General features: G+C 31.0%; 28 protein-coding genes. 16 read left to right on the top strand and 12 right to left on the bottom strand.

Annotated elements, in window-relative coordinates:
- Window positions 1-127: 127 nt before the first annotated feature.
- Window positions 128-277, top strand: coding sequence for a hypothetical protein (locus AC6EIZ_RS08375; RefSeq protein ID WP_498510401.1), 150 nt, complete (start codon window positions 128-130; stop codon window positions 275-277).
- A gap of 73 nt (window positions 278-350) precedes the next feature.
- Here the strand turns inward: AC6EIZ_RS08375 and AC6EIZ_RS08380 are convergent, their stop codons facing one another.
- The 4 genes from AC6EIZ_RS08380 to AC6EIZ_RS08395 are packed head-to-tail and all read right to left on the bottom strand — an operon-like array spanning window position 351 to window position 4,107.
- Window positions 351-1,097 carry an amino acid ABC transporter ATP-binding protein gene (locus AC6EIZ_RS08380; protein ID WP_498510403.1) on the bottom strand — a complete coding sequence of 249 codons (747 nt, stop codon included), beginning with the start codon at window positions 1,095-1,097 and terminating at the stop codon, window positions 351-353.
- 6 nt (window positions 1,098-1,103) lie between these two features.
- A complete protein-coding gene (locus tag AC6EIZ_RS08385) occupies window positions 1,104-2,093 on the bottom strand; it encodes an amino acid ABC transporter permease (protein WP_498510405.1) in 990 nt (329 codons plus the stop codon).
- Between the two features lie 48 nt (window positions 2,094-2,141).
- Window positions 2,142-3,041 carry an ABC transporter permease subunit gene (locus AC6EIZ_RS08390; protein ID WP_498510406.1) on the bottom strand — a complete coding sequence of 300 codons (900 nt, stop codon included), beginning with the start codon at window positions 3,039-3,041 and terminating at the stop codon, window positions 2,142-2,144.
- A gap of 19 nt (window positions 3,042-3,060) precedes the next feature.
- Entirely contained in the window at window positions 3,061-4,107 is a 1,047-nt protein-coding gene (locus tag AC6EIZ_RS08395; protein WP_498513241.1) for an amino acid ABC transporter substrate-binding protein, read from the bottom strand.
- A 203-nt stretch (window positions 4,108-4,310) separates the two neighbouring features.
- Between AC6EIZ_RS08395 and AC6EIZ_RS08400 the strand changes: the two genes are divergently transcribed.
- Both AC6EIZ_RS08400 and AC6EIZ_RS08405 read left to right on the top strand, forming a co-directional pair.
- The gene (locus AC6EIZ_RS08400; protein WP_498510408.1) at window positions 4,311-4,475 is read left to right on the top strand and encodes a hypothetical protein; all 165 of its coding nucleotides are present in this window, start codon (window positions 4,311-4,313) and stop codon (window positions 4,473-4,475) included.
- A 471-nt stretch (window positions 4,476-4,946) separates the two neighbouring features.
- Window positions 4,947-5,747, top strand: a complete 801-nt coding sequence (locus AC6EIZ_RS08405; RefSeq protein ID WP_498510410.1) for a YMGG-like glycine zipper-containing protein — start codon at window positions 4,947-4,949, stop codon at window positions 5,745-5,747.
- 137 nt (window positions 5,748-5,884) lie between these two features.
- Here the strand turns inward: AC6EIZ_RS08405 and AC6EIZ_RS08410 are convergent, their stop codons facing one another.
- The gene (locus AC6EIZ_RS08410) at window positions 5,885-6,028 is read right to left on the bottom strand and encodes a hypothetical protein (protein ID WP_498510412.1); all 144 of its coding nucleotides are present in this window, start codon (window positions 6,026-6,028) and stop codon (window positions 5,885-5,887) included.
- 179 nt (window positions 6,029-6,207) lie between these two features.
- Window positions 6,208-9,531 (bottom strand): S8 family serine peptidase, encoded by a 3,324-nt coding sequence (locus AC6EIZ_RS08415; protein WP_498510413.1) that lies wholly within the window; start codon window positions 9,529-9,531, stop codon window positions 6,208-6,210.
- 331 nt (window positions 9,532-9,862) lie between these two features.
- Here AC6EIZ_RS08415 and AC6EIZ_RS08420 point away from each other — a divergent pair, with 331 nt between their 5' ends.
- From AC6EIZ_RS08420 to AC6EIZ_RS08435, 4 genes are all read left to right on the top strand, one after another.
- Entirely contained in the window at window positions 9,863-10,018 is a 156-nt protein-coding gene (locus tag AC6EIZ_RS08420) for a hypothetical protein (protein ID WP_498510415.1), read from the top strand.
- Complete coding sequence (locus AC6EIZ_RS08425) at window positions 10,018-10,365, top strand: hypothetical protein (RefSeq protein WP_498510416.1); 348 nt, start codon at window positions 10,018-10,020, stop codon at window positions 10,363-10,365. Before AC6EIZ_RS08420 ends, AC6EIZ_RS08425 begins: the two co-directional genes overlap by 1 nt.
- A gap of 491 nt (window positions 10,366-10,856) precedes the next feature.
- Window positions 10,857-11,762 carry an FKBP-type peptidyl-prolyl cis-trans isomerase gene (locus AC6EIZ_RS08430; protein WP_498510418.1) on the top strand — a complete coding sequence of 302 codons (906 nt, stop codon included), beginning with the start codon at window positions 10,857-10,859 and terminating at the stop codon, window positions 11,760-11,762.
- Window positions 11,763-11,837: 75 nt separating this feature from the next.
- Complete coding sequence (locus tag AC6EIZ_RS08435; protein WP_498510420.1) at window positions 11,838-12,044, top strand: hypothetical protein; 207 nt, start codon at window positions 11,838-11,840, stop codon at window positions 12,042-12,044.
- 150 nt (window positions 12,045-12,194) lie between these two features.
- Here AC6EIZ_RS08435 and AC6EIZ_RS08440 read toward each other — a convergent pair whose 3' ends face one another.
- Window positions 12,195-12,725, bottom strand: coding sequence for a hypothetical protein (locus AC6EIZ_RS08440; protein ID WP_498510421.1), 531 nt, complete (start codon window positions 12,723-12,725; stop codon window positions 12,195-12,197).
- Between the two features lie 325 nt (window positions 12,726-13,050).
- Here AC6EIZ_RS08440 and AC6EIZ_RS08445 point away from each other — a divergent pair, with 325 nt between their 5' ends.
- A complete protein-coding gene (locus AC6EIZ_RS08445; RefSeq protein ID WP_498510423.1) occupies window positions 13,051-13,359 on the top strand; it encodes a hypothetical protein in 309 nt (102 codons plus the stop codon).
- Between the two features lie 74 nt (window positions 13,360-13,433).
- On the opposite strand, the gene AC6EIZ_RS08450 is transcribed toward AC6EIZ_RS08445, so the two are convergent.
- A complete protein-coding gene (locus tag AC6EIZ_RS08450) occupies window positions 13,434-13,637 on the bottom strand; it encodes a hypothetical protein (RefSeq protein WP_498510425.1) in 204 nt (67 codons plus the stop codon).
- Window positions 13,638-14,337: 700 nt separating this feature from the next.
- Between AC6EIZ_RS08450 and AC6EIZ_RS08455 the strand changes: the two genes are divergently transcribed.
- From AC6EIZ_RS08455 to AC6EIZ_RS08465, 3 genes are all read left to right on the top strand, one after another.
- The gene (locus AC6EIZ_RS08455; RefSeq protein ID WP_498510427.1) at window positions 14,338-14,733 is read left to right on the top strand and encodes a hypothetical protein; all 396 of its coding nucleotides are present in this window, start codon (window positions 14,338-14,340) and stop codon (window positions 14,731-14,733) included.
- A complete protein-coding gene (locus AC6EIZ_RS08460; RefSeq protein ID WP_498510429.1) occupies window positions 14,733-15,848 on the top strand; it encodes an NAD(P)-binding protein in 1,116 nt (371 codons plus the stop codon). Before AC6EIZ_RS08455 ends, AC6EIZ_RS08460 begins: the two co-directional genes overlap by 1 nt.
- Before the next feature lie 425 nt (window positions 15,849-16,273).
- Window positions 16,274-16,540 carry a hypothetical protein gene (locus AC6EIZ_RS08465; protein ID WP_498510430.1) on the top strand — a complete coding sequence of 89 codons (267 nt, stop codon included), beginning with the start codon at window positions 16,274-16,276 and terminating at the stop codon, window positions 16,538-16,540.
- Window positions 16,541-16,590: 50 nt separating this feature from the next.
- Here AC6EIZ_RS08465 and AC6EIZ_RS08470 read toward each other — a convergent pair whose 3' ends face one another.
- Together AC6EIZ_RS08470 and AC6EIZ_RS08475 are read right to left on the bottom strand one after the other, a co-directional pair.
- Window positions 16,591-16,893, bottom strand: coding sequence for a DUF8638 family protein (locus tag AC6EIZ_RS08470; protein ID WP_498510431.1), 303 nt, complete (start codon window positions 16,891-16,893; stop codon window positions 16,591-16,593).
- A 253-nt stretch (window positions 16,894-17,146) separates the two neighbouring features.
- A complete protein-coding gene (locus tag AC6EIZ_RS08475; protein WP_498510433.1) occupies window positions 17,147-17,506 on the bottom strand; it encodes a DUF2237 family protein in 360 nt (119 codons plus the stop codon).
- A 1,501-nt stretch (window positions 17,507-19,007) separates the two neighbouring features.
- Between AC6EIZ_RS08475 and AC6EIZ_RS08480 the strand changes: the two genes are divergently transcribed.
- The 4 genes from AC6EIZ_RS08480 (at window position 19,008) to AC6EIZ_RS08495 (ending at window position 21,182) form a co-directional block, all read left to right on the top strand.
- Complete coding sequence (locus AC6EIZ_RS08480) at window positions 19,008-19,166, top strand: hypothetical protein (protein ID WP_498510435.1); 159 nt, start codon at window positions 19,008-19,010, stop codon at window positions 19,164-19,166.
- Window positions 19,167-19,330: 164 nt separating this feature from the next.
- The gene (locus AC6EIZ_RS08485; RefSeq protein WP_498510437.1) at window positions 19,331-19,870 is read left to right on the top strand and encodes a DUF4912 domain-containing protein; all 540 of its coding nucleotides are present in this window, start codon (window positions 19,331-19,333) and stop codon (window positions 19,868-19,870) included.
- Window positions 19,871-19,987: 117 nt separating this feature from the next.
- Window positions 19,988-20,404, top strand: coding sequence for a hypothetical protein (locus AC6EIZ_RS08490; protein ID WP_498510439.1), 417 nt, complete (start codon window positions 19,988-19,990; stop codon window positions 20,402-20,404).
- Window positions 20,405-20,516: 112 nt separating this feature from the next.
- On the top strand, window positions 20,517-21,182 hold the full coding sequence (locus AC6EIZ_RS08495; protein ID WP_498510441.1) for an SDR family oxidoreductase: 666 nt from the start codon (window positions 20,517-20,519) through the stop codon (window positions 21,180-21,182).
- Window positions 21,183-21,259: 77 nt separating this feature from the next.
- Here AC6EIZ_RS08495 and AC6EIZ_RS08500 read toward each other — a convergent pair whose 3' ends face one another.
- The gene (locus AC6EIZ_RS08500) at window positions 21,260-21,529 is read right to left on the bottom strand and encodes a helix-hairpin-helix domain-containing protein (RefSeq protein ID WP_498510443.1); all 270 of its coding nucleotides are present in this window, start codon (window positions 21,527-21,529) and stop codon (window positions 21,260-21,262) included.
- Between the two features lie 249 nt (window positions 21,530-21,778).
- On the opposite strand from AC6EIZ_RS08500, the gene AC6EIZ_RS08505 reads away from it, so the two are divergent.
- On the top strand, window positions 21,779-22,450 hold the full coding sequence (locus tag AC6EIZ_RS08505; RefSeq protein ID WP_498510445.1) for a ParA family protein: 672 nt from the start codon (window positions 21,779-21,781) through the stop codon (window positions 22,448-22,450).
- A gap of 207 nt (window positions 22,451-22,657) precedes the next feature.
- Here AC6EIZ_RS08505 and AC6EIZ_RS08510 read toward each other — a convergent pair whose 3' ends face one another.
- On the bottom strand, window positions 22,658-24,493 hold the full coding sequence (locus AC6EIZ_RS08510; protein WP_498510447.1) for an ABC transporter ATP-binding protein: 1,836 nt from the start codon (window positions 24,491-24,493) through the stop codon (window positions 22,658-22,660).
- Between the last annotated feature and the right edge of the window lie 124 nt (window positions 24,494-24,617).

The raw sequence follows: 24,617 nt of genomic DNA on the forward strand, positions 1-24,617 counted from the left end.
TCGGCATCCTCAAATCTATCTACATGAACTATTTCTTTGATGACCATCCCTCCAACGAAACAAGAAACTTCAACTTTGATTGTTAACCTCCGCCCAGTCGGGAATTAAGAGTTCATCTTTAATCGATATGTCTATAAAAACATATTCTTTACTTCAAGCAATAGAAATCATATCAATAAGCATGTTGGAAGGACTCTTTTTTAATGTTCTTCCCTGGTGCAAACGTTTAGCAACTTTGACAAGATTGTTACTACATGTTGTATGCGAATCTTCTTAATAACGTTTTTAAGAAATTAGTGAGGGATATGATTGCATTTGTATTTATCCATACCTACAAAGTGGATTGGTTGTTAGTACTTATCAAGTTGGTTTAGGAATTTTCTACTTCTCTCATGCTTTGCATTAGAGAAGAAAATATCTGGAGTAGATGTTTCTATAACTTTCCCTGAGTCCATAAATAAAACCTGATCACTTACCTCTTTAGCAAAACCAATTTCATGTGTTACTACAATCATTGTCATTCCTTGTTTAGCTAGTCTTCTCATCGCATCAAGTACTTCGTTGATTCGTTCTGGATCTAAAGCGCTAGTCGGTTCGTCGAATAACAGTAATTCAGGTTTTAAGGCTAGAGCTCTCGCGATTGCTACTCGTTGTTGCTCTCCACCACTAAGTTGACTTGGATATTTTTTTGCATGTGAATCTATTCCCATTTGACTTAAGAGATACATAGCATATTCTTCAGCTTCGATTGGACGACGTTTTTGTACATAAACTGGAGCGAGAGTTATATTTTCAAGAATTGAAAGGTGAGGAAATAAATTGAATTGTTGAAAAACCATTCCGACTCTTTTTCTTATTTTTTGGATTTTTCGTTCGTTATGATTAGGATCTACTCTAATTCCCAGAACATTGACTTCTCCTGTGTCAAAAGTTTCAAGACCATTAAAAGTACGAATTAAAGTACTTTTACCCGATCCTGAAGGTCCCATAACTACAAGGACTTTGCCTTGATTTAATGTAAGAGAAACATTATCAAGAGTTAGTAATCCTTTTGTATAAGACTTGGTTAGATTTTTTGCAATAACAATAGGTTCCATGAATTATTAAAACTTTGACGGATTAATTGCCATTCTTTGTTCAAGATGTCTTGCAAGAATAGCCATGATCGTACAAACAAACCAATAAACACATGCTAGCCAAACATAAACCTCAATATATTGACCAATAAATTCTGGATTAGCCAGGATACTTCTTCCTACGCCTAGTAATTCCACTAATCCTAAAATGGCCATTAAAGATGTATTTTGGAAAAGGCCTATAGATTGATTAGTAAGAGCTGGTAATGCAATGCGTAAAGCTTGAGGAATTAAGATAAGTCGAATTATTTGGTATTGATTAAGTCCAAGACTTTTGGCTGCATCTATTTGAGTTTTAGGAATTGATTGCAAGCCGCCACGAATATCTTCCGCTATGTAGGCAGAGACAAATAAAGTGAAAGCAAAGACAGCTCTCCAAACACGGTCAATTTCTATGCCTACTGGAAGAAATAAAGGTATTAGTAGTTGACCAAAGAACAGTACAGCAATAAGAGGGATTGCTCTCATTACATCTATGTAGATTGAACTAAGTTTTTCAATTAATGGTAACGAATTTTGGCGGCATAGTGCTAAGACTATACCCAATGGTAAAGATAATAATGAGCTACAAGTAGTCAGGAGAATAGTCAGTGTTAATCCACCCCAATGTCTACTCATTATAGGTGTTAAGCCAAAACCACCATATAGTAAATAAAGACCAAGAGGTATAGTGCTTATCCACATTATTAATAGATTTTTACGTAGCCATTTCCACTTAGGGCCAAAAAGAGTGATCATACTCATACTTAGAAGGCTCATAAGCCAAATAGCAGGTCTCCATTGTTCATCAGCTGGAAAACTACCAAATGCGAATAAAGGAAGATTCGATTTTACTACTTTCCAATTAGCGTCAAAAATAAGCCATTCAAAAGTATTTAAACACACGAAACTAATGATCAATATGATGATTAAACTAATACAAGCATTGAGTAAATTTGAGGATAAATTCTTTCTCATTTTTTGAAAGAAAATTAAAATTGAATTTAAACTTGTATTGGTCATAAATTAATTATATTTTCTTGAATTGACGATTAGTTTATTAATTATTTCCATGATATTACATATCAAGAGATTTAATAATAGAAAACTTGTAAGTAATATAATAAAACACTCAATGGCTCTTCCTGTCTGATTGATAATAGTATCGTTTATTGCGTAAATATCTGAATATCCCACTGCAATAGCTAAAGTACTATTTTTAGCAAGATTCAAGTATTGACTTGTTAAGCCTGGTAAAATTGCTGGTAATGCTTGAGGCATTATTATACTGATAAGACCTTTATTTTCAGAAAGTCCTAAACTTCTAAAAGCCTCCCATTGGCCCTTTGGGACAGACATAATTCCTCCACGGATTACTTCAGCTATGTAAGCACTTGTAAATATACTTAAACCAAATAATAATGCTGAAAACTCTGAGGACAGTGTTAACCCTGATAATTCTATTCCTTGATTTGAAATTTTAAATATATTTTTTATATGGACAAATGTATTATCTTTTAGACCTAAAAACCCAATAAAATACCAAAACATAAGTTGAAGTAAAAGAGGGGTTTGTCGAATTATGGTTATATACCCAGCTGAAATGATACCTAATAAAGCGTTTTTGCCTGTTCTTGCAAAACCTACAACTGTTCCCACAACAGTAGCTAATATCGATGATGAGACTATTACTTTGAGGCTATTGAGCCAACCTATCAATAATGCCCAGGCATAGTGATCTGAAGATGAATAGGGTAAAGGATGCTCAGCTAAAGCAAAACTGGCTGGCTTGAAAAGCCAACCGAAATTAAAACCTAGACCAGTTCTAATAAGATTGATTGTTAGATTATTAATTAATATTCCAACAAGACTAATAACGAAAAAACAAATTCCAAATTGTACAAATATTTTTCTACTTCTCTTCATTCTAGAAATAATTTATTTTTTAGTTAAATGGAGGAGAAATATGAACTCCTCCCTTGTTATATAGCTTATTTAATCCCCTTGGAATGGGTACTTCGCTCTTTTGACCCAAATGTCTGTTATAAATCTCTCCATAATTTCCAGTTGTTCTAATTACCTTTACTACGAAGTCATTGCTAAGACCAAGTTTTTCTCCTAGGCCACCGTCAATTCCTAGAAATCTTCTTAAAGGTTTTAATTGTGGATTACTGTTTGCAAGTTGTACTTTTTCTTCAATATTTGATTTTGTTATTCCTTGTTCTTCTGCTGATATGAGAGCAAAAACTACCCATCTCATAGCATCACTGAGTTTTTGGTCTTGACCATCAGAGGCTGGAGCCAGTGGCTCCTTACTAAGTACATCTTCGAGAATAATATGGTCTTTTTGATTTTTAAAACCTGACCTGGCTGCTGCTAACTGTGAACGATCAGAAGTCATAGCTGAACAACGACCCTGTAAGTATCCTGCAACTACTTGATTTAGATCTTGATATTTGATGGGAGTATAAGGAAGCGAAGCACTTTCAAATGCATCATTTATATTTTGCTCAGTAGTCGTACCTGATCCTACGCAGATAGATTTATTTGCAAGTCCTTCAAGACTATTTATTCCACTATCTTTCTTGACCATTAATCCCTGCCCATCATGGAAAACGACTGGAGCAAATGTTAGTCCATTTCCTCCTGATGAATCTCTACTAAGAGTAAAAGTGGTGTTTCGTGATAAAAGATCGATATCACCAGTTTTAATAGCTGTGAATCTTTCTGCCGCAGTTAGAGGTCTATATTGGACATTTTTCGAATTTCCTATTATTGCAGCTGCAAATGCTTTGCATATGTCTATATCTAATCCTTGATAACTACCATTACTCTCGAGAAAACTAAATCCAGGAATTTTTCCACTAACACCACATATTAATTCATTGCGCTTTTTTATTAGATCAAGTCTCGAACTATTTTCCTGACTAGGGCTCGCACAGCCAGTTAATAACATTGTCATACCAACTATTCCTGAAACCAATCGACGCATAATTTTTGAACCACTAAAATTGATCTTCGCCATTTATTTCTGTTTTTTCGTACAACTAAAGAAAATCTTTTACTTTTTCTTCATTGAAAGTTGTGATACGTAAAATAGAACCTGAAGATATTCCTGACTTAAAAGTTAACAAGGTATGAGGATTTGTTTTGACTAGATTTGAGATATTGTTGAAAAATACTATATAGCCTGCTTTGAAGATCATCTTTTTAAGTTTTATTCTTTTTGGCCTCACTTTCCCTAGTGTGCGTCTCACCTTTGCAGCTTTGTTAGAAGGTACCTCCGATTATCTATATGATTCAGCAAAGGAGGAAGCAACTTTTATTCCATATTGGCTAAGAAAAATTGGAGATGAATAATTATTTTTCTTCTGACGTTCATACCTTTATTTAATCTCAAATATGTTCAGATCAATTTCGTACTGCTTCACATAAGCTGGTTGATAATCTTTCTTGCAGTAATCGAGAACATGCTCAAGATAAGTTTCTCTCTCTTCAATGTATTGAGCTTTCTCGAATATTTGGACTATGATTTTATCAAAAATGAGGTGTGCCAGGCATTGCTCTTATCAGGTCAAGCAGATTATTCCTTTAAGTAGAAGCTAATCTATCAGCTCTTTTTTATGACTAATCAATCGTTAATTGATTAGCTTTTTTTGAGACGTGCACATAATTCATATCCCAATTTCTAATGGTTAGGATAAATTCAAGGTATTTTTTTTTAGACATTATCTCAAAAGATCTTTCTCATTTATAAAGCTTAAGTGAGCTTGTATAGATGTTATATACTATGTATATACTAAGTATCCTGAAATGAAAGCTTTTTGCATTGTGATTTCAGCTTTGTTTCCTTTGCAATTATTTAGCGAGGTTAATTCAAGTACAATACATCCTGAATTCTTAGCTGAGAAACATGCTGCAGCAATCAACTCAAATGCTTTAGGTTTAAAAGAATTTTTAAAGTTAGAAGGCACTTGTGGACGAAAGTCTTCTTGCACTATTGGAATTAATGGTGAAAGTATTGTGACTAGTAATGGAATAAGAATAAGCTCAGATAGGATTATTGGGTGGACATTAACTAATGCATCTAATAGAGGAGGTGTATTGCTAATTGGAAAAAATGAAGACTATAGATTTTTAATTAAGTACTTTAATGGTGCCGGCAAACGAAGGATGAGTGAAATAGGTTTTTTCAATTTTAAATCTGCTCAGAGTTTTTTAGGTTCTTTGGAACTTTTGTCTGGTCTTGCGGCTAATCATGATCAAGCTGGACCGACTACTAAATGTACCTCACGCGGAAAAGATGCACTCTCGGGAACCGACAATATTTCTACCGTATCTTTAAATGAAAATAGAAACACATTTGCCAGTGCAAGGAATAGCAAGATAGGAAGCATAGTTGGGGGGTCAACTGGAGCAGTAATTGGTGATATTGTTGGTTCTACAACTTCAATTGCAACAGGTGCAGTATTAGGGGGAGTTACAGGCGCTATTTTAGGTGATTCTCTTGGACGTACTTCAGGAACTTTGAGTCTAAAAAGGAATGTTGTTAGTGATATTCGATCAACTCCGGCATCTTCTCAAGCATTTTTTGATGATTCTTTTAATGATAGATCTGATTGTATTGACTAATCTTCTAATAATTTAAGAGTAGAAATTAGTAGCATTAAGCAGGTACAAGTATGATTAATTATTTAAGCTTTTAAGTTCAAAAATTTAATATAATTAAAGATTCAACCTTTAGATATAATGCAAATAAGAAATTTTACTTAAATCTTTTCAATTACTAATTGATTAATATAAATACTTGAGCCATTATCAATATAAGAGCGAGCTTCATAACCTGTTACACATTTATCTCTTTTAGAACTAGTAATCAATAGTTCAGTAATCTTTCCAACACCTATACTCAAATTTATTGATTTTATTTTTTTAAATTTTTTGTCATTAGATAGGCAACCTACCTCTAAAAAATTATTAGCTAAAGTATTATTATTAATTAAAGAATAGAAAATTTTAATTTTATACTTACCATTACTAAGATTAACATAGGGACCATAGCTGGCAAACCCTTATTTGTATTAATTTAATTCTAGATGATTAAAGCAACAGTATCTGCAAATCCATTACTCGTTAAATAATTAGTCATCTGATCTAAATTCTGATAATTGGCGTATTGAATATTGCCATCTGCATGCATAACAGCTCTTAAATAGGCAGTATTATCTACCTTACTCCAATACAATTCTTGAAATCCATCTCCATCAAAATCACCAACAGTTTTAAGTATTAAATTATCTAGTTTTAGATCATTGATAAATGTTTTGGAGCTATCAAAATCGCTATCTTTTTCCACAGTACCATTAGCAACTAAAGGATCTTCATAGATACCAACAATTCTTGTAGAACCACCTTCACCATGCTGAGAATAATTGAAATCTCCAGTTACAGGATCGATTGATGCTGTGACCCAGCGACCACTTTCGTGGTTTGTATAGATTGCTTCTCTATTGCCATCATTATTCACATCTAAGCTGCCTTGATATTTATAACTTTCATTGACTTCTAATGGAACGCTGCCAATAAATCCATGAGGATTTCCATCATAATCTTTTACCTTCTCAAGATTATACTTATTATTTATTATTAAGCCATTTGTTTGCTTAGCAACCTGGGTCTTTTTAGTTTCTTCAATATCAATAATACTGATCGTTTTATAATATGTCCCTTTAGAACTTTTACCATTTTGATCCGTTGCCTTTATCACTACTGTGTATGAACTTTGTGTTTCATAATCTGGTTTGTTTTTGATCATTAATTTATCTCCTTCTATTATAAATGCACTATTACCACTACTTTGTAAGAATCCAGAGAGAAATGTGAAAGTATGAGTATCTCCAATATCTTCATCAACTCCGTATAGTGTTGCCACAGTTGTACCTGGTGGGGTATTTTCCTCAACTGTATATTTTGATAGATAAAAATCAGTCGGTGCTTCATTCAGATCATTCACTGAAATTGGTACTATTTTTGTAAACGTATTTCCACCACTATCCTCTGTTTGTATTCTAATTGTGTACGAGGACTTGATTTCATAATTGGGCGAATTTTTAATTTTTAGTGAGTCACCAATAATATTAAAGTCATTATTATCTTTATCACCTTCGCCACTAACTAATGTATATAAAAACTCATCATCAGTGTCTTGATCAACAGTTGTTAACGTAGCAATTGTGGCATTTGAGGAAATATTTTCGTCAATAAATGATGAAGATAAAGTAATATCAATTGGTGCTTGATTATCTTCAAAAATATCATTTACATTTAGGACTACATATAAATCATTTGTACTCAATCCGAATTGATCAGTAGCTTTAACAACAATTTGATATGAATTTTTTATTTCGTAATCTGGCGAAATATTGATCTTTAGCTTGTCTCCCTCAATAGTAAAAAATTTATTATCATAATTTTCCTCATATCCATCTACTAAGGAGTAGGTATGAATATCAGAATGATTTTCATCTACTGCATGTAATGTTGCAACTATCGATCCAGGACTAATATTTTCATCGAAGTTATTTGTTGAAATATACCAACTTGTTGGAGCTTTATTTGTGTCAAAACCTGGGGAATAAGTAATTGCCTTATATAGATTTAGAAAATTATTTGAATTAACTTTACCTTCTAGCCATTTATATTTATTTCCGCTATTCATTAGTATATGTTTTATTTCTTCAGGAGATAAAGAAGGGTTCTCAGCCAGAATTAATGCTATTGCACCCGACACTATAGGAGCAGCGCTTGAAGTACCACTTACTGCCTCATAGCGGTTATATGGAATAGTACTTAGAATTTGAGACTCTCTTCCAGAGTTAAAATCTCCTCCTGGAGCAGCTATTGAGATGATATTTCCATAATTCGAATAAGAGGCAATTCTTCCTTTATTTGATGCAGCAGCAACTGAAATCATTCCTGGAATTTCAGAAGCAAAATCAGCTGGAATACAAGTGAAATTATCATTACTACTAAATTCATTTCCTGCTGCAGCAATTATTGAACAACCTTTGTCTGAGGCATATTTTAAAACTGAGTACCATCCATTATAAAAGTCTGGCGCAACCTTTTTAAAGTCGTCAAAAGAACCTTTATAATAATATCCCCCTTCAACAATTTGTCTTCCAATATCAATTCCAAGTGAAAGATTTATAATATCGGCGCCGTTATCTGCTGCATATATGATTGCATCCCAAATATCTGAAACATAAGCCGTTTTAATTTCTTTATAATCAGAAAAAACTTTTAAGTTCATAAGTTGAACATCCCATGTTATCCCGGCTATTCCTTTGCCATTATTTCCTTTTGCTCCAATAATTCCTGCTACATGTGTACCATGAATATTTGAGGAGCTATAAGGATGAGGATTCTTGTCATTGTTATAAAAATCCCAACCTTGATTATCATCTATATATCCATTTGAATCATCGTCAATTCCATTATTTGCTATTTCTAGATTATTTTTCCATATATTATCTTTTAAGTCCTCATGGTTATAATCTATACCACTATCGATAACCGCAACAATAATATTAGGTGATTTACTTCTTAACTTCCAAGCTCCTGGTGCATATATATCAGCATTATCAAAGCCATCACCCTGTCCATAGTTTAGTAAGCTCCATTGTTCCTCAAATCGAGAGTCATTAGGAAGGATTGTATTTTCATGAAATGTTTTAGTATCAACTTCTAATGTATAAGATTGTTTATTTTTATTTTCATAGTTAGTTATTGAAATTATATAACTACCCGGATCTAGTATTTTAAAGAAACTCTCTAATTTATTACTATTAGTCTGAGAATTTAAAATATTTTCCCATTCTTGATTAATATTGTTATATCTGAGGAGTACTAAATCTAAATCTTGTGTAAAATCTTTTAATTTAAAATTTATATAGGTTCTTTTATAACAATCAAATTTGTGATACTTGTAACTCTGAGAACTTACAGAATCATCAATTGAGATTATTTGATTTTTATTTATGGCTCCTAAATCATCTCCCCAAGAATCACCTTGGAAATTGTTTTTACCAAGATCAACAGAAGTATAGTTACTATAATGTATTGCTTCCTTTGAATATCCTTCAATATATCCACTTTCGTTTCCTAATCCATAAGTTATTTTTGCATTAGGAATTAGTACTATTTGAGAATTTGAATCATAATAACTTAAAACTTTTAGTCCATTTAAGTTTCTGTGTGAACTATTTCCAATTGTACCTGTGTAATTAATTACCTCATCAAGGATATAATAACCAAGGTTACTTGTATCGTTATATGAATCGGCATAGTGAAATCCATCAATAGGTGAATAATTCCAAAGAATTTTTTGTCCTGAATAATAGTTTCCCCCCCCCATATGTCTGTTATAAATCCATCAATATAATAGAAATCTCCATTTCCATAAAAATATTTACCCGTGACTTTTGAATATGACATTAATAGAGCAAATTACTTGAAAAATGGATTTTTTAGTTTTGTTTAACAGAAAGCTGTTTTTATGATATCTATTCTGAAGCTTTACTATTTAATATGTGCGACAGAGTAAATTTCCAGCTCTATGCTAATTCCAAGCAAGTTTGATGATTTTTTTGAATTGCTAGTTGCAAAATGGTAAATCATGGACTCTTTCTTTTATCTTACACAACTTTTTATTTGTTTGGGTATAATTTATCAGATTAAGTTTCGTTTTGAATTCTAATTTCTATAGCAGTGGAAAACTTACTAATGTAAGTGATCACGGCCCTTTTAATCGTACTATAGAAGTATATGGACTTGAAGTAGCAGGACTAAGTGGAATTGGAGGTAATTCTGCTGTGGATGATGAATTCATTAGAAAACTGTAATGTTTGAGTATCAATATGCTCTAACTTTTGCTGAGTGGAATTATATTACTAAATATGTACAAGGTGGAAGTCTAGATCCTGAATGGTCTGATTCCTTTCTAACTGTTGAATCTATAAAAAATAATAATCCTTTAGGACATAAATTATTTGAGGAATATATTTCTAAAGTAATAGTTAAACCTTCTCAGAATGAACTTGAATCAATGTTTAGAGCTGATAATTTAGGAAGCACCAATTATGTCCCTGATATTAAAAATTACCAATTAGATTCACTTTATACCTCGGAAAATATTAAGGACTACGATGCTAATATGCATGGATATTTATGGAATAGTGCTCCTATTTAGGTTATTTCAGGATACAAGTATCAAGGTGAATTAGATGTAAATAACGATGGAATAATTGAAGCGATTTTTACTAATGCATTTAGTGGACGCTGGGTCATTGCATCGATTGATCCTGTTACTGGAGATTTTGACTACACCAAGTTTGGTTCTGGGGGAACGACAAGAATTGTTGGTATTTATGAAGATCCTTTAGTTACTAATGGTGTTGCGGAGAAAAATAGTGATTTAGATGGATCTAGAACATTTATCAATGATTTAAAACTAGATAATCTAATACTTAAAACTGTTGGTGATTTTGATGGAGATGGATTTCAAGAATTGTATTGGAGCAAAGTAGATAACTCCGCATACTTAAGGGCTGTTATGCACGTAGATGATAATATTCAATATGCTAATTATCAAAACATGCAGCAAATGACTGATTTCTTAATCAGCAATGACTTCATTGATACAATTAATTTAATTGCATAATTATTTAACGAGGCTATTAAATGACTTCATGGGTTTATTCTAATGGGTTAAGAATTGAGGATTTAGTTGTGGGTGAAGGCCCACAAGCTTCGTCGGGAAATCCTTTAATAGTTAATTATCTTGGAACACTGGATGATGGAACAGTTTTTGATAGTACTTATACTCTTAAATCACCTTATAGCTTTCAATTAGGAGCAGGCACTGTTATTCCAGGCTTTGATCAAGGTGTTACTGGTATGAAAGTGGGTGGTAAGCGTAAACTAGTTATTCCGCCTGAACTTGCTTATGGAAATCAAGTAAATGGATTAGTACCTGCCAATTCAACTTTAAATTTTGAAGTTCAATTATTAAGTACATCATATAGTCTAAAAAAGGGTAGCTCCTACACAATCAATCCACCTTTTAAAGATTACGATGGGAATGAGCATGGATATTTAAATGAAGCGCCTGAAGATATTAAATCTCTTTATAAATATCAAGGTATTTTAGATGTTAATAATGATGGTATTTATGAATTCATTTTTACCAATAAAGGAAGTGGTCGTTGGGCTACTTCATCAATAGATCCAATTACTGGATTTATTGATTCTACTCAGCATGGTGAAGGTGGTTCTACAAGAATTGTTGGTATCTATGAAGATCCTTTAGTTGCTAATGGTACTGTGGAAAAAGATAGCGATTTTGATAGCTCCAAAACATTTATCAATGATCTAAAACTAGATAATTTAATACTTAAAACTGTTGGTGATTTTGATGGAGATGGATTTCAAGAATTGTATTGGAGTAAGGTAGATAATACTGCCTATTTAAGAGCTGTTATGCATGCAGATGGCAATATTCAATACGCCAATTATCAGAATTTAGATCAGATGACTAATTATTTAACGAGTAATGGATTTGCAGATACTGTTGCTTTAATTGCCTGATTTTCTAACTAGAGCTAATTTGATTTTTTTATCAAAAAGCTAGGTCTCAGCTACTATGGATTCATTATTCATGCGATGATGAATACAGATTATTTAGTGGAATATCTAGGCTCAGCGGAGGGGATTAATAAAATCATCTTGGTGATTATTTTAGTTGCTGCTATTAATGCCATTTTTATTACATATAGTATTAGAAGGACTTATGGAATAGCAAAAAAACGAAAAGATAAACAAAAAACTCAACAAGCTAAGATTGATAAATTAGCCCCTAAAAAGGAATAGCATATATTTAATTATTTTGCTATGTAAATAACTACAAATAGGTAGTCGACTCAATATGAAATATGTCATTTATCTCCATTCATTTAAGGATCACTTCTTAATCTGAATATATAGTTACATAATATATTTAGGGGGTGGTTTGTGATTTGATTATTTAATTTTGCATTGGAGCTCTGCCAAAGCTTCAGTTGGAAGACCTAGAAAGGTATTCAAAACTTTACTCCCAGTTGGAGGAATTGTGGATATGCCTACTAGTTTTGTTTTACCATTTTCTTGAAGAACAAGTCCTTGAGCTTTATGTAATTTACCCTTTACTTTTCCTGACGTAAGTGTTGTTTGAACTAATAAAGCTGGAAATTTAAGTATAGGTCTAATACTAAAAATAAATTGAGATTCAAATTTCAATAATACTTCTCCAGAATTCATATCAATGGTTCCCTCCAGCTTATCCAAACACATATCGATTTTTAGACCCGGAGGTAATGGAAGAGATAAGAATTTTGTTGTTCGTGATGTTAAAGCAGGAATTGAAAATGTTTTAGACGAAAATCTCAAACAAAGGATACTTTTTCTTGAACTTGGGAGTAATGTTGCTTTACCTCCTCCTCCATAAGCATTGTAGGTAAAAGGTGGATATGCACCAATTTTTAATCGACATCCATCTAAACTTTTTAGTTGCATGAGCAAATCAATAACTTATTGTTAAATACCCTAATAGATATCAATTTTTTTAAATTGTAAATAAATAGCTAATAAAAAAGATAAGTTCAGTGTGTTTCGTACTTACGCAAATGCATCAGATGGATACCATTAAAGTGTTTTATAAGTGATTTTATTGATATTACTTAGATCTTAAAAAAATCAGTAGCTTTTTACAGTATTTATCTCTTACTTTATTATGTATAGCTAAATTTTTATTTTCAATTAAATCATTATGTGCATTTGGTCATTCCACGTATTATTAACAAGCACATAAATTATAATAAAGAATTAAATCTTTTTCTTGATGTCTTCAAATTTAACTCCAGATTGGTCTTCAGAATTTGAACACTACAAGAAATTATCTAGAGAAGTAGTGACCAATGAAGATATAATTAATTTTTTTAATCAGAACCAGAAAGCCTTTTACCTTGATAGCTTTTCCTCAACTTGGGCTCAAATGATGGAAGCCTATGAAGCTAAAGAGAGTTTAAGTTCAGAGCAATTAAATCAACTTGAAGAAATGCAATGGCAGGATATGCCTGATTCATTAAAACTTTTTGCATACGATTTTTGTATTAAGAATGGTTTTTGTTATACTGGTACATATAGTTAAACTGACAATTACTTAACTTGAATTGGAGATATAAAAATATATAAAGTAAGAAGGTTCAAGTAACCTAATTTTACTTATCTTTTTTTTCTATCTTTTAATTTTTCTCTATTTGAAAGCCATGATTGGAAGTTTTCATCTTCTATTTTTTCTCTCCACTCTTTAGATGAAATAGGTAGTTGCGTTTTATTTTTCTGCATTTTTATTTTCTTAAAGGTTAAATATAAATTTAAATAAGCAGCGATTACTAAAAGAAAAAGGAAAACAGTATTGATGCTCATTTTGCCTTGGGTTTGAATTATTTGTATAAATGATAATATAACTGATGTGAGAAGTATATAAATTAATAGGTAATATTTAATTTTTTACAGTAAGAAAAGTTTTTATAATCTTTTTAGACTAGGTTTTTATCTGGATGATCAGCTTATCAATTTTGCATTGCTTCTAAAAAGCCAATAGATCTTTACATCTAGTATTTATTTGACTAGTGGATTGACTTAATCAGTAGTTCACATCGCTAGTATCCTCATTCCTGCCTAAAACTCATAAGGCTGTTTACATTCAATATGTTAATTAGAGAAGTTGACCTATAACGTTACATGAATTCGGCAGAGTTCGCGAGAGTGCACGTAGAGAAAATTTCCTGTTAATGATATGCAGTACAGCTCAAATTCAAAATCCAAAAAGTAGATTAAAGTCACGTTATAAAGAGATAGTTATATTGATGAAGCCTCGCTACTAATTTTTTTGAAATAAATAAAGCATAGATCTACACTAAAATAATTTTAAAAACTATTAAAAGGTGGCGATTTATATGATTCAGTAGCCTATGCATTTAATATATTTTGATCTTCTACCTGTCGTGACTTTCTTTTTTTTATATAATATTCGTATAAATCCTTTTTAAGTAGCTATTAGTGGATAATTTTATCTTCTAAAACCTTTTGTGAATGTTTTTCGATCAATTTTAAATTTCCTTTCATGACTCAAATTAAGAAACTACCTTTTTTAGTTAGAATTATTTTTTTCTTTTTAATTATTTTCTACAATATAACAATTTTACAAGCAATAGAGTTAGATTTAACTTCAGCTCAAAATTCAGTCGGAACGAGATTTGCAAGTAAGTTTTGTGAGGCCAAAGAGGAGGGTTTCTCCTTAGAATTTTCCAGTGAGTTTGCATTAAATAATACTTACCTAAAATTTGTAGCTTTTCCTAATGATGAAAAATTTATAGAAGCTCTTTGGTTATTTACGATTGGACGAATTAAAAAAGAGTGTGGTGAATATATTAGTCAAAACGAGGAGATTGAGTTAAAAGATTTCTTTCAGGAAGAGGGAGAAATTGCAAGTAATCGTGAGTTATATTTACCAAATTAATGAATAATTTTTATGATTTTATTGTTATAGGTGCCGGTATTTCCGGTTGTACTTTTGCATCTTCGTTGAATAAAAGATTTTCTGAAGCCTCTATATTATTGATTGAATATGGAACAAGAATTGGAGGTAGGTCAACAACCAGAAAATCAAGAAAAAACAAAATCTTTCAATTTGATCATGGATTGCCATCAATTACCTTAAGTAAAAATATTTCAAAAGATTTATGTTCAATAATTTCTCCATTAATAAAGTCTAAAAAATTGATTGATATAACTGATGATATTTTAGTTATTAATGAATTTGGTGAAATAGATAATGTTTATAGTAATGAAAAAATTTATAGGGGTTTTCCTTTTATGATAAATTTTTGTGAGGAGATAATTAGTCAATCTATTAATCCAAAGAAAATTAATTTTTTATTTCAAACACATACTAAAACGATTAGACGTAGGAATGATTTATGGGAGCTGAATATTAATCATGAAAAGTTTGTTAGTTGTAAAAGCTTGGTTTTGTCAAGTTCTTTAATAGCACATCCAAGATGTTTAAATATTTTTAATATCAATTCCTTGCCACTTCGGGATGCGGTCAAAAAAGGAAAAGATAAGACTTTAGATTCTTTACTTAGAATAACAAGTCAGCAAGAATATATAAAGAGAAAAAATTATATTCTGTATGTATCAAATTCTAAAATTGTTAATGATTTTAAGTATAAATATTTACAAATAAACTTTTCAAAAGCTATTAAGGATGATTTTAACTTTGAAAGAATAATCTTTCAGGGCCAATCAGATGGATCTATGATTATAATCTTACACTGTTTTTTTATTAATCATAATCAGTTTGTGGCAAATAATATCGATAGCATTATCGAATTCTTAATTATGATTTTTTATAAACACAAAATTTTCTTAGATTTATTTAGGCAATCAACAATTTTTGATATAATGGATTGGAGGGCATCTCAACCTATCAATAATTTTGTATCTAAGGATTTACAGTGGTCTTCAACTAGTAATATTGGTTTTTGTGGAGATTGGTTTGATTTTGAGGGGTGTTCAGCAGTAGAGGTGGCTATGAATAGTTCAATCAACTTGGCCAATATTATCAACTAGAAATGACTCTTTATAAAAGAGTAAATACTTAAAATTATTTAACTTATAAAATAATTTCCTTTTACTATTGACTTTTTATGCAAATTAATTAACTTTATTTAATAAATAAATCAATTTTTAGGATGAATTCTTCGACTTTGTGTATCAATAGAAAAATCAGTATATTTGAGATTAAGAATATTTTTCATGCCTTTAACTTTTTGATTATTAATATCATCTTAGCTTTTATTTTTTTATTTCTTATCTTAGAAGAGATTGATTGGGCTCTATTTTCATTTCTTGAAAAAATTAATGACGTCTTAGTTGACAATTCATCCTGGAATATTAAAAAATTATATTAAGTTTATTAAAATTATGAAAAATACATATTACAGCTTGCTTTATTTGTGAGGAATAGATATACATAATTTGTATTCTTTTTAACTATGATTACGCTAGTTTTTCTAATTGTTCTCGGCTTGGCTGGGTGGACTGTTTCAACATTAATGAGTAAAGGGAAGCATCAAGAGGAAATTCAAAATGAATTAGGAAATATATTCGAAAGCTTAAAATATCTATTTTCTTCCTTAACGTCTCTTGTAAAGCTCTTGATGAAGGACTCTATTGCCTCAGCTAAAGATGATGACTTTGCATCTATGAAGTCTAATGTTATTGATCTACTCAAGCTTGAAAAGAATGATAAGGCTGCTTGATTATTTACTGCAAAATTTATTTATACTTTAATCATTTTTTTATCTAAATGCTAGCTTCTTCTAATCCAAGAGGGTGCTCCAGAGAACCATTCTCCAAGATCATCTTCCTCTGGATTGTATGTTGAATGTGGCTCAGGTGCACATAAATCAAGTCCATTTAATAATTCGTCTATTGGATTCTTGCTAAGATTGTTTCGTTGAATATATGAAGCTTTTCGTAACCACGAGGATACGTTTTGATCACGTGATGCAAATTTGTTTATGTAAATTCTTTCTTCAAGAGTTACTTCACTTCCATTACTTATTCTAATTAATATTTCTTGTATTCGAATGCGAGTGGATGTAGTGAGCATGAATACATTTATATTTTTTTATTTGTAGCTCGTAATATATAAAGTGCAAGAAAAGTAGACAAAAATTTAGAATTTATTAAAAAAACTGTGATTTTATAAAATGAGATGTTCTATGAATCTTTATCTCATCCTTTACAGATGTTTTTAAATTTTTCCCCTTTTCTTCTTTTAATGTCTTGTTTTTCTTTTAGAAACTGAGTGGTTGGTTGATTTATTTACTTTACATGTTAATCATAAAAATCTTTTTAATAGATTATTTTTTATGCGAGAATTTCCTTAATATTTCTATTTCAATAATTTTTAATGTACTTTCTTCGGTTGCTTCAAGGTCAATTAAAGGTGCCATTCCGTCTTCAAATGCTTCTTTCCATCTAGGAGCACAAAGACACCAGTGATCGCCTTTTTTTAATCCTGGAAATCCTATTTGAGGTGTAGAGAGATCATTCCCTTGGGCTTTACTATAAGAGAGAAACTGTTCGGTCATAACAGCACATACTGTATGCATGCCTTTATCAGATATGTCTGTTTTACATGATCCATCTCGATACCACCCGGTCATTGGCTTGCAACTACATGATTTTAATTCAGTACCAAAAACGTTTTTCTCAGACATGACTTGTTTTTTTAACGAGAGTACTAATTCTAATTATATGATTTTAAATATTAGAGATAAAAAAGAAGATGGTGCAAACAAAATAATCTTTCTTTCTTGAGCAGCATGGCTATTAAATTCTGCATTTACTTACGATCAGTAGGGAGTGATTTTCACTTAAATTTCTCTTTCAGTATTCAATTTTTAGATATTCAATAAATTACTTTGATTTATGACAAATATTTTATATTTCAATAATTTCATAATATCGTCTACATCGTAGTCTGTATCAGAACAGAAGAGATCTTCATAAATATCAGCTAATTAATTATAAGCCTAATCGTATTTTCTAAATATTTGAGTCGTTTTTTGATCATTCTTCCCATCTATTCTTTAAGTGGAAATTCTTTTTATTCTTTTTATTCTGCAAAGTATTCTTTTGATTACTTCAGGAAACTTTTTTGCTCGCTTGTCTAATTAAATTAATTTTTTAAAGACTTTAGTTCCTGTCGAGTTTAGACCTTAGTCAAAGTCAGAAATGTCAACTATTCTGAACTTATAAATATTTTTTGCCCAAAAATTAAGCGTTCGGTATTCCGATCTCAATGATCATTAGATGTTGGTTGTTGTAGGTTTTTAATTAATACAATTCTGATGCTGCTCGTTTCAATGGGTTGATAGCAATGTTGATTTTCGTTGCTGGCATTGGCGCTTATGCGACTACGGGGTAAATAATCACTGCTATTTTTTTATCAGAACTTAATCTATTTAAGTTAGGTACAGCTAGTCTTGAGGTTTATTTTTCATTTCCTAGAGCTGGAGTATTCATTCCCTTGTGGCTTTGTCCTAAAATAATTCCTACAATTACAAATAATACAATCAATTCTATTCATGGGATTGGGGCTGTGACTGCGTGAGTGGTTAATAAACCAGCAAAAAAAATTAGACTAATACAATTAAAGTTGGAAATACAGTTTTGGCAAAATATTATTTTTAGCAAGTGCGAGACTATATAATCTACCTTTTTTTGATTTTATGCCCTATCCAATTGCGCACTTTAATAATCAATTTTTATCTCTAAGGCCCAATCAGATTTTCTTGCATTGCTTCTATTTTAAGAGTATTTTCTTGTTCATCATCCATAATCAAATCTTTGTTTTTTCGAAAATTGTTACCTTATTTACTGACTTGGATCATTTTCTAGCTATCGTTTGAACATGTTTATCTTAGGAGGTGATCCATTGTCGTATCTACCAACCGGTCAAGAGTCAATGGTAATGAGAAAGCTATGTTATTCTGTTACTCCTGCCTTGAAGGGTTTTATTATTAATAGATTTATATAGAAATTCCATCTATTAATTATTTAGCCAGTTACTGTGTAACTGGCTTTTTTATTGTGTTATGATTTTCTACTAATCTTTCTTGAGGTTCTGATTTTTTAGACTAATGAATTTTTGATTATCTATTGATATATCTTTTTAAAGGGTTATTCTGAAAGCATATCAGTTATTCATTTATTTCGATGTCTAATGAAGAAAAAATTGAAGTAGCCGAACAAAGGATAATTGAGTTGAAAACTTTAATTAATCACTGGAAGACAAGCAATATCTCATCAAGAAAATCTACTTTAGACTTTGTGGAAACAATTCTATCTGAAAGACAACAGTCGAAAGCAGCCTAACTTTTTATAAATAGGTATTATTTACTAAAAATTCTTTATTTTGCTTTGCCTGAGAAAATAAAGAAAATTATGTATTGAATAGTACGAATAAGTTTATTGATAATAAAATTTACAGTAAAGACTTTAGAAATAATTATAATATGTATTTTAATTTAAATAAGGAAATGAAATCTGGACTTCATGTGAATGTTAAAGAATACTTTTGGAATAGCTTAAAAAAAATTACTAACACATTTAGTAATCTAAGAGTTAATGATTTAGGGAATGGTTATATCAAATGTTTGTGGCATCTTAGTCCTATTGATAATTTTAGAATTGATTTAAGTAAAAGTTGTTTTTACGCTATTAGATTATTTGACATAAGTAATAATAGAAATCATAATAATTCAACTTGTATCATGAAAGAGATTGAGGTAAATAAATTTCAATCTTCTATTTCTTTCCAAATTCCCATTAATAAAGGAGTTTATTATTTCGAATTTGGCTATCGAAAGAAAAATGGTGAATGGAGAAAGCTTGCTTATCAAAGTCTTAATTTGGGATATAGGATTAGAAAAGTAATTCATAATTTTGATAATGATAATTGGTTTGATTTTGGAAATTTAAGGCCAAATACTCATTCAAGTTCATACAAAAAGGCGTATCAAATGTCATTGAAATCTCTAATTGGAGGCTCTGAAAATATTATTTATGATCATAAATGATATATAATAATTTAAAATATTTTTTATATCAATTTATTGTGTGTTAAATTTTGATAATATTTTAATTTTTTAGAATTATGGATATAAAATAATATATTATAAACGAAGAATCAAAGAATGAATGACAATTTGCCAATAATAACAATTTTGAAAAAGGATGGTTTGAGTAAAATTGATATCGATCAAATTCTTAATTATTTAGAAACTTTAGATTATGATCTGCAGAATACTAGATACATTGGTAAAATCACTTCAAAAAATGAGAGGCTCGCAAAATATTTTTTTTTAAGAGATAAATTAAGAATCGAAATTCATTCTTCAGATGAATCTTTTTATATAAAGGAGATTTTAGACCAGTGTATAGATTGGAGTGAGTTTTGGAGATTACTTGTTGTTAAAAAAGGATTTTGTTGTATTAGATTATCAGCGGATTTGTCTGTTAGAAAAAAATATATTTTTTTATCCGGTCCTAATATTCTCTCAGGATCTCCTTCAGATCTATCTGATTCAATATATGAATATTTGAATTATTGATAATGTATTTGATACTTGTTTATTAATTTTTAATACCTGGTATTAATTTGTATCACTTGAATTTAATTATTATTATTTTTTGTTTTAGGCTAGTTTAAGCTTAAGGTTGATTTTGTCTACTTACTTAATTACAGGAGCCAATAGAGGGATTGGTCTAGAACTAGTTCGACAATTAAAAAATAGAGGCGAAGACGTAATTGCTACTTGTCGATCTACATCTCTAGAGTTAAACGAATTATCAGTTAGAGTTGAGACAGGTATAGACGTCACCTCAGGAGACTCTGTTATTAAGCTTAGAGAGAAGTTAAGTGATATCAAAATTGATGTTTTGATTCAAAATGCTGGAATTGCAGAATTTAATTCTCTTTCTAATTTAGATCCGCAAAGTATCCTTCATCAATTTGAGGTTAATGCTTTAAGCCCATTGTGCTTTGTGCAAAGTATGCTCAGTCATCTAAGCCAATCTGCAAAAATAGCTTTAATAAGTAGTCGTATGGGTTCTATAGAGGACAATAGCTCTGGTGGTTCGTATGGATACAGAATGTCTAAAGTGGCTTTGTGTATGGCTGGAAAATCTTTATCAGTTGATTTAAAAAGTAAAGATATTTCGGTGGCAATTTTACATCCTGGTTTAGTAAGTACTCGAATGACAGGATTTACTTCTAATGGGATTCAACCTGAAGAATCCGTCAAAGGACTTATTCAAAGAATTGATGAACTTACAATTGCAACTAGTGGGACTTTCTGGCATTCAAATGGAGATGTTTTACCCTGGTAGAAATTTCTATTATTTAACTTCCTCTAAGTTTATTAAATTTTAATAATACATCTAAATATTCTCTTTTATCTTTTAATTTATATTCTACTGAATGTTTTTCTTAATTTTTTAACAAAGCTAATACCCACTCCTGGTATGGTTAAAAGTTCTTCATCGGATGCTGAAATAATTGATTCTGGAGTCATATATCCTGCCTCATAGAAATTATTACAATTTTTTGCTCCTATGCCTGGAAGTGATGTCAGATTTTCACACCTATCTGATAAGTTTTCTTCTTCTCTATTGAAAAGTCTAAAAATGCTGGAAAGTTTTCTTTTTGTATTTAATAAAATTTTTTTGATGAACATTTTTTTCTAATATATATAATTCAATATGCATTAGAAAAAACTTCTTGCAAGCAAAAATATTTTCTTTTGATGCCGGAGTAACTAAATAATTGAGTAAAATGTAGTATTAAATACAAAATAAGCTTGCTTGTATTTACTTTTCTTATGCTTGGTATATGTATCATTAGCATTGCTTGATTAGTCCTTCTTTTGCTACTTGACTTTCTGAACTAATCCTGCAAATTAATTTTTAGATGTTATTTCCTTTCTTTGTTCATAACTGTATGTGGCCAAAAAGGTGGAGTAGCTAAAACTTGCACCTCAATCCATCTAGCAAGTGTTTGGTCTTCTCAAGGGAAAAATGTTTGCCTAGTTGATGCTGATAGAAATAGATCTGCTCTGGCATATGCCTCAAGAGGTAACCTCAAGTTCAATGTTGTTGCTGTAGAAGCAGCTGCTAAAGCAACGAGAATGTCGGAAATTGTTATCACTGATGGTCAAGCAAGTACTGATGAAGAGGAGTTGAAACATTTAGCAGCTGGTTCTGACCTAGTTCTTTTGCCTACAGCGCCAAAAGCAAGGTCTGTTGAATTGACTGTTGAATTAGCATCTTTACTGAAGCAGTTAAATATTCAGCATGCAGTTTTACTTGTTAAAGTTGACTGTCGGCAAAAGAGAATTGCAAACGAAGCAAGAGAAGCTCTTGAAAAATTTGATTTAACTGTACTGGAGGGAGATATTCCGTTGTTATCAGCCTTTGATAAAGCAGAAAACCAGGGAGCAGCAGTAATTGATGCAGTTGATGATAAAGGTCGATCCGATCCCAGGCGAATGTCAGGTTGGTCGGCCTATTGTTCCATTGCCAAACAAATTCAATGCCAGATTTCGAAGCACTTGTTAGACATCAACAAACCAGTCGCAGACCTGCCACTGAGCGCTTAAAAGTTGTTGAAAAACGCCCTATCTCGACTAAAACCACCATCTCTGATGGAAAAAATTTGAGTGTATTATTTTTTGGTATTCTTGGCGGTCTATCTGGATCAATAATTGGAACAGGTCTTATTTTATATCTTACAGCTAAAGAAGTTATAGATTTTAAAATCCTTTTTTAAGTTTGATTTATCACTAGTATATTTATCTTATTTTAATTTATATATTCGATTCAGTTGTTCTTTTTGCAATCTCAACCATATCAAAAAAGGTATTAGACTTTTTTAGTAGTTGTTGATAATTACCAAAAGCGATTATTCTTCCATTTTGAAATTCATATATGCAATCTGATTTTTCAATAGTAGATAATCTGTGGGCAATAGTTACTATTGTGCATCGTCTACCTATAATTTCAATTGCATTCATTACTTCTGCTTCTGTTCTGTTATCTAATGCACTAGTAGCCTCATCTAAAACTAATAATTTTGATTGTCTATAAAAGGCTCTTGCTATTGCCAATCTTTGCCTTTGTCCTCCAGATAGTCTGATTCCATTATCACCAACTTGCGTTTGCAATCCCATTGGCATTTCTGCTACTAGTTCTGCTAGTTGAGCTGCTTTAAGTGCATCCCATAGTCTTTCTATATCGATTGATTCCTGATCTAAACCATATGCAACATTTTCAATAATATTGCTATTTAATAAAGTAATTGATTGTGGAACGTAAGAACAACAATCTTGCCATGCAGGTACTTCCGTATCAGTAACTTCAACTCCATCTAACAATAGATTTCCATCTGTGGGCCTCAGAAGACATAGTAATTGATTGGCTGTGGTTGTTTTGCCACTTCCAGTTTCTCCAACAAAAGCTATTCTTGCACCAATAGGGATAGTGATATTGATACCTTTTAATGTGTATTCATTACTATTGGGATATTTATAACTTAAATTTTCCAGTTTTATATTGTTTCTAGGCTCTATTCCTTGTTTTGTAGGGACTCCTATTGAACTTTTTGTTAGCCTATTAGATGGAAGTTCGATCAATTTTAGTATTTCTTCCAAATCTGGTATTGATGCGCGCATTGATGTTAGAGCTCTAAATGAATCTTGTAATGGAGGAGTTAGTTTTAGTGCAGCAACTGCTATGGTCGCAAGGAATGGAACTATTTCAATAAGTATTGAATCGTTTTTTCCAGTAATATAAGGAAATAGACCAATTGCGAAAATTAACGTAATACCAAAAGGCTCTATTAATGATCTAGGGAACTCTGGTAGAACTTCAGCTTTCCAAATGAAAGGGAAAGAGTTTTTACCGGCTAATTTATATCTTTTTTCAAAATAAGATTCTGAGCTAGTAAGTTGTACGTCTATAATTGTTCTCATTGATTCAGTTAGAATATTGTTTGTTTCTTTCTCTAGTTTTAATCTTTGACGAGAAGAGTATCGTATATAAGGTGTTACAAACAATGATATAAATATATAAAAAGTTAAGAGACTAATAATTAAATAAAGTGCTATTGATTTGGCTATAAAAAGAACAGCGATACATATAAAAGTAATAACGCATAAGCCGCTAGAAATCTGAAGGATTGGCCGTACTAGAAATTCTGAAACTCTGGAAATATTGATCAAAACCTTTGAAGATAGATCAGATCTTTTCTTGTTTAGGAAAAATTCATATGGTTGAGAGAGTAATTTTTTTTGTGCTAGTTCTGATAAATCTCGCCAAATTGCTACTCGAAGTCTTTCTTGTGCTGCTTTTAGGAATAATTTAGAAAATGATGCCAGCCAGTTCATCGAAATATATATGACAACCAGAGTGATAACTTTTGTTTTTGGATCTTCAGGTATAAAGGTTTGAAATGGTAATGGCGGTTGATTAGCCTGACCTATAAAAACTGTGAATAATCTAGATACAATTCCTACGACAATTACATCTACTAATCCAGTCAAAGCTGCTACTGGAATTAGTTTTAATAAAGACTTTCTTCTTTTAACTGGTAGTGCCTTTAGTAGACGCACCAATAGATGATAAGTTTTGCTGGTGCTAGTCATTTTATAAAATTACTGAATTTTTAGAAGTTATTTCTCTGTCTTAAGCCAGTTCTTTGGGTGTTTGCGTATGTGTTGTTTAAGCCAATGGTAGGAAAATCTAGAAATAACTTTTTAAAAAGCATTC

This window comes from Prochlorococcus sp. G4PB16, from assembly GCF_059772465.1.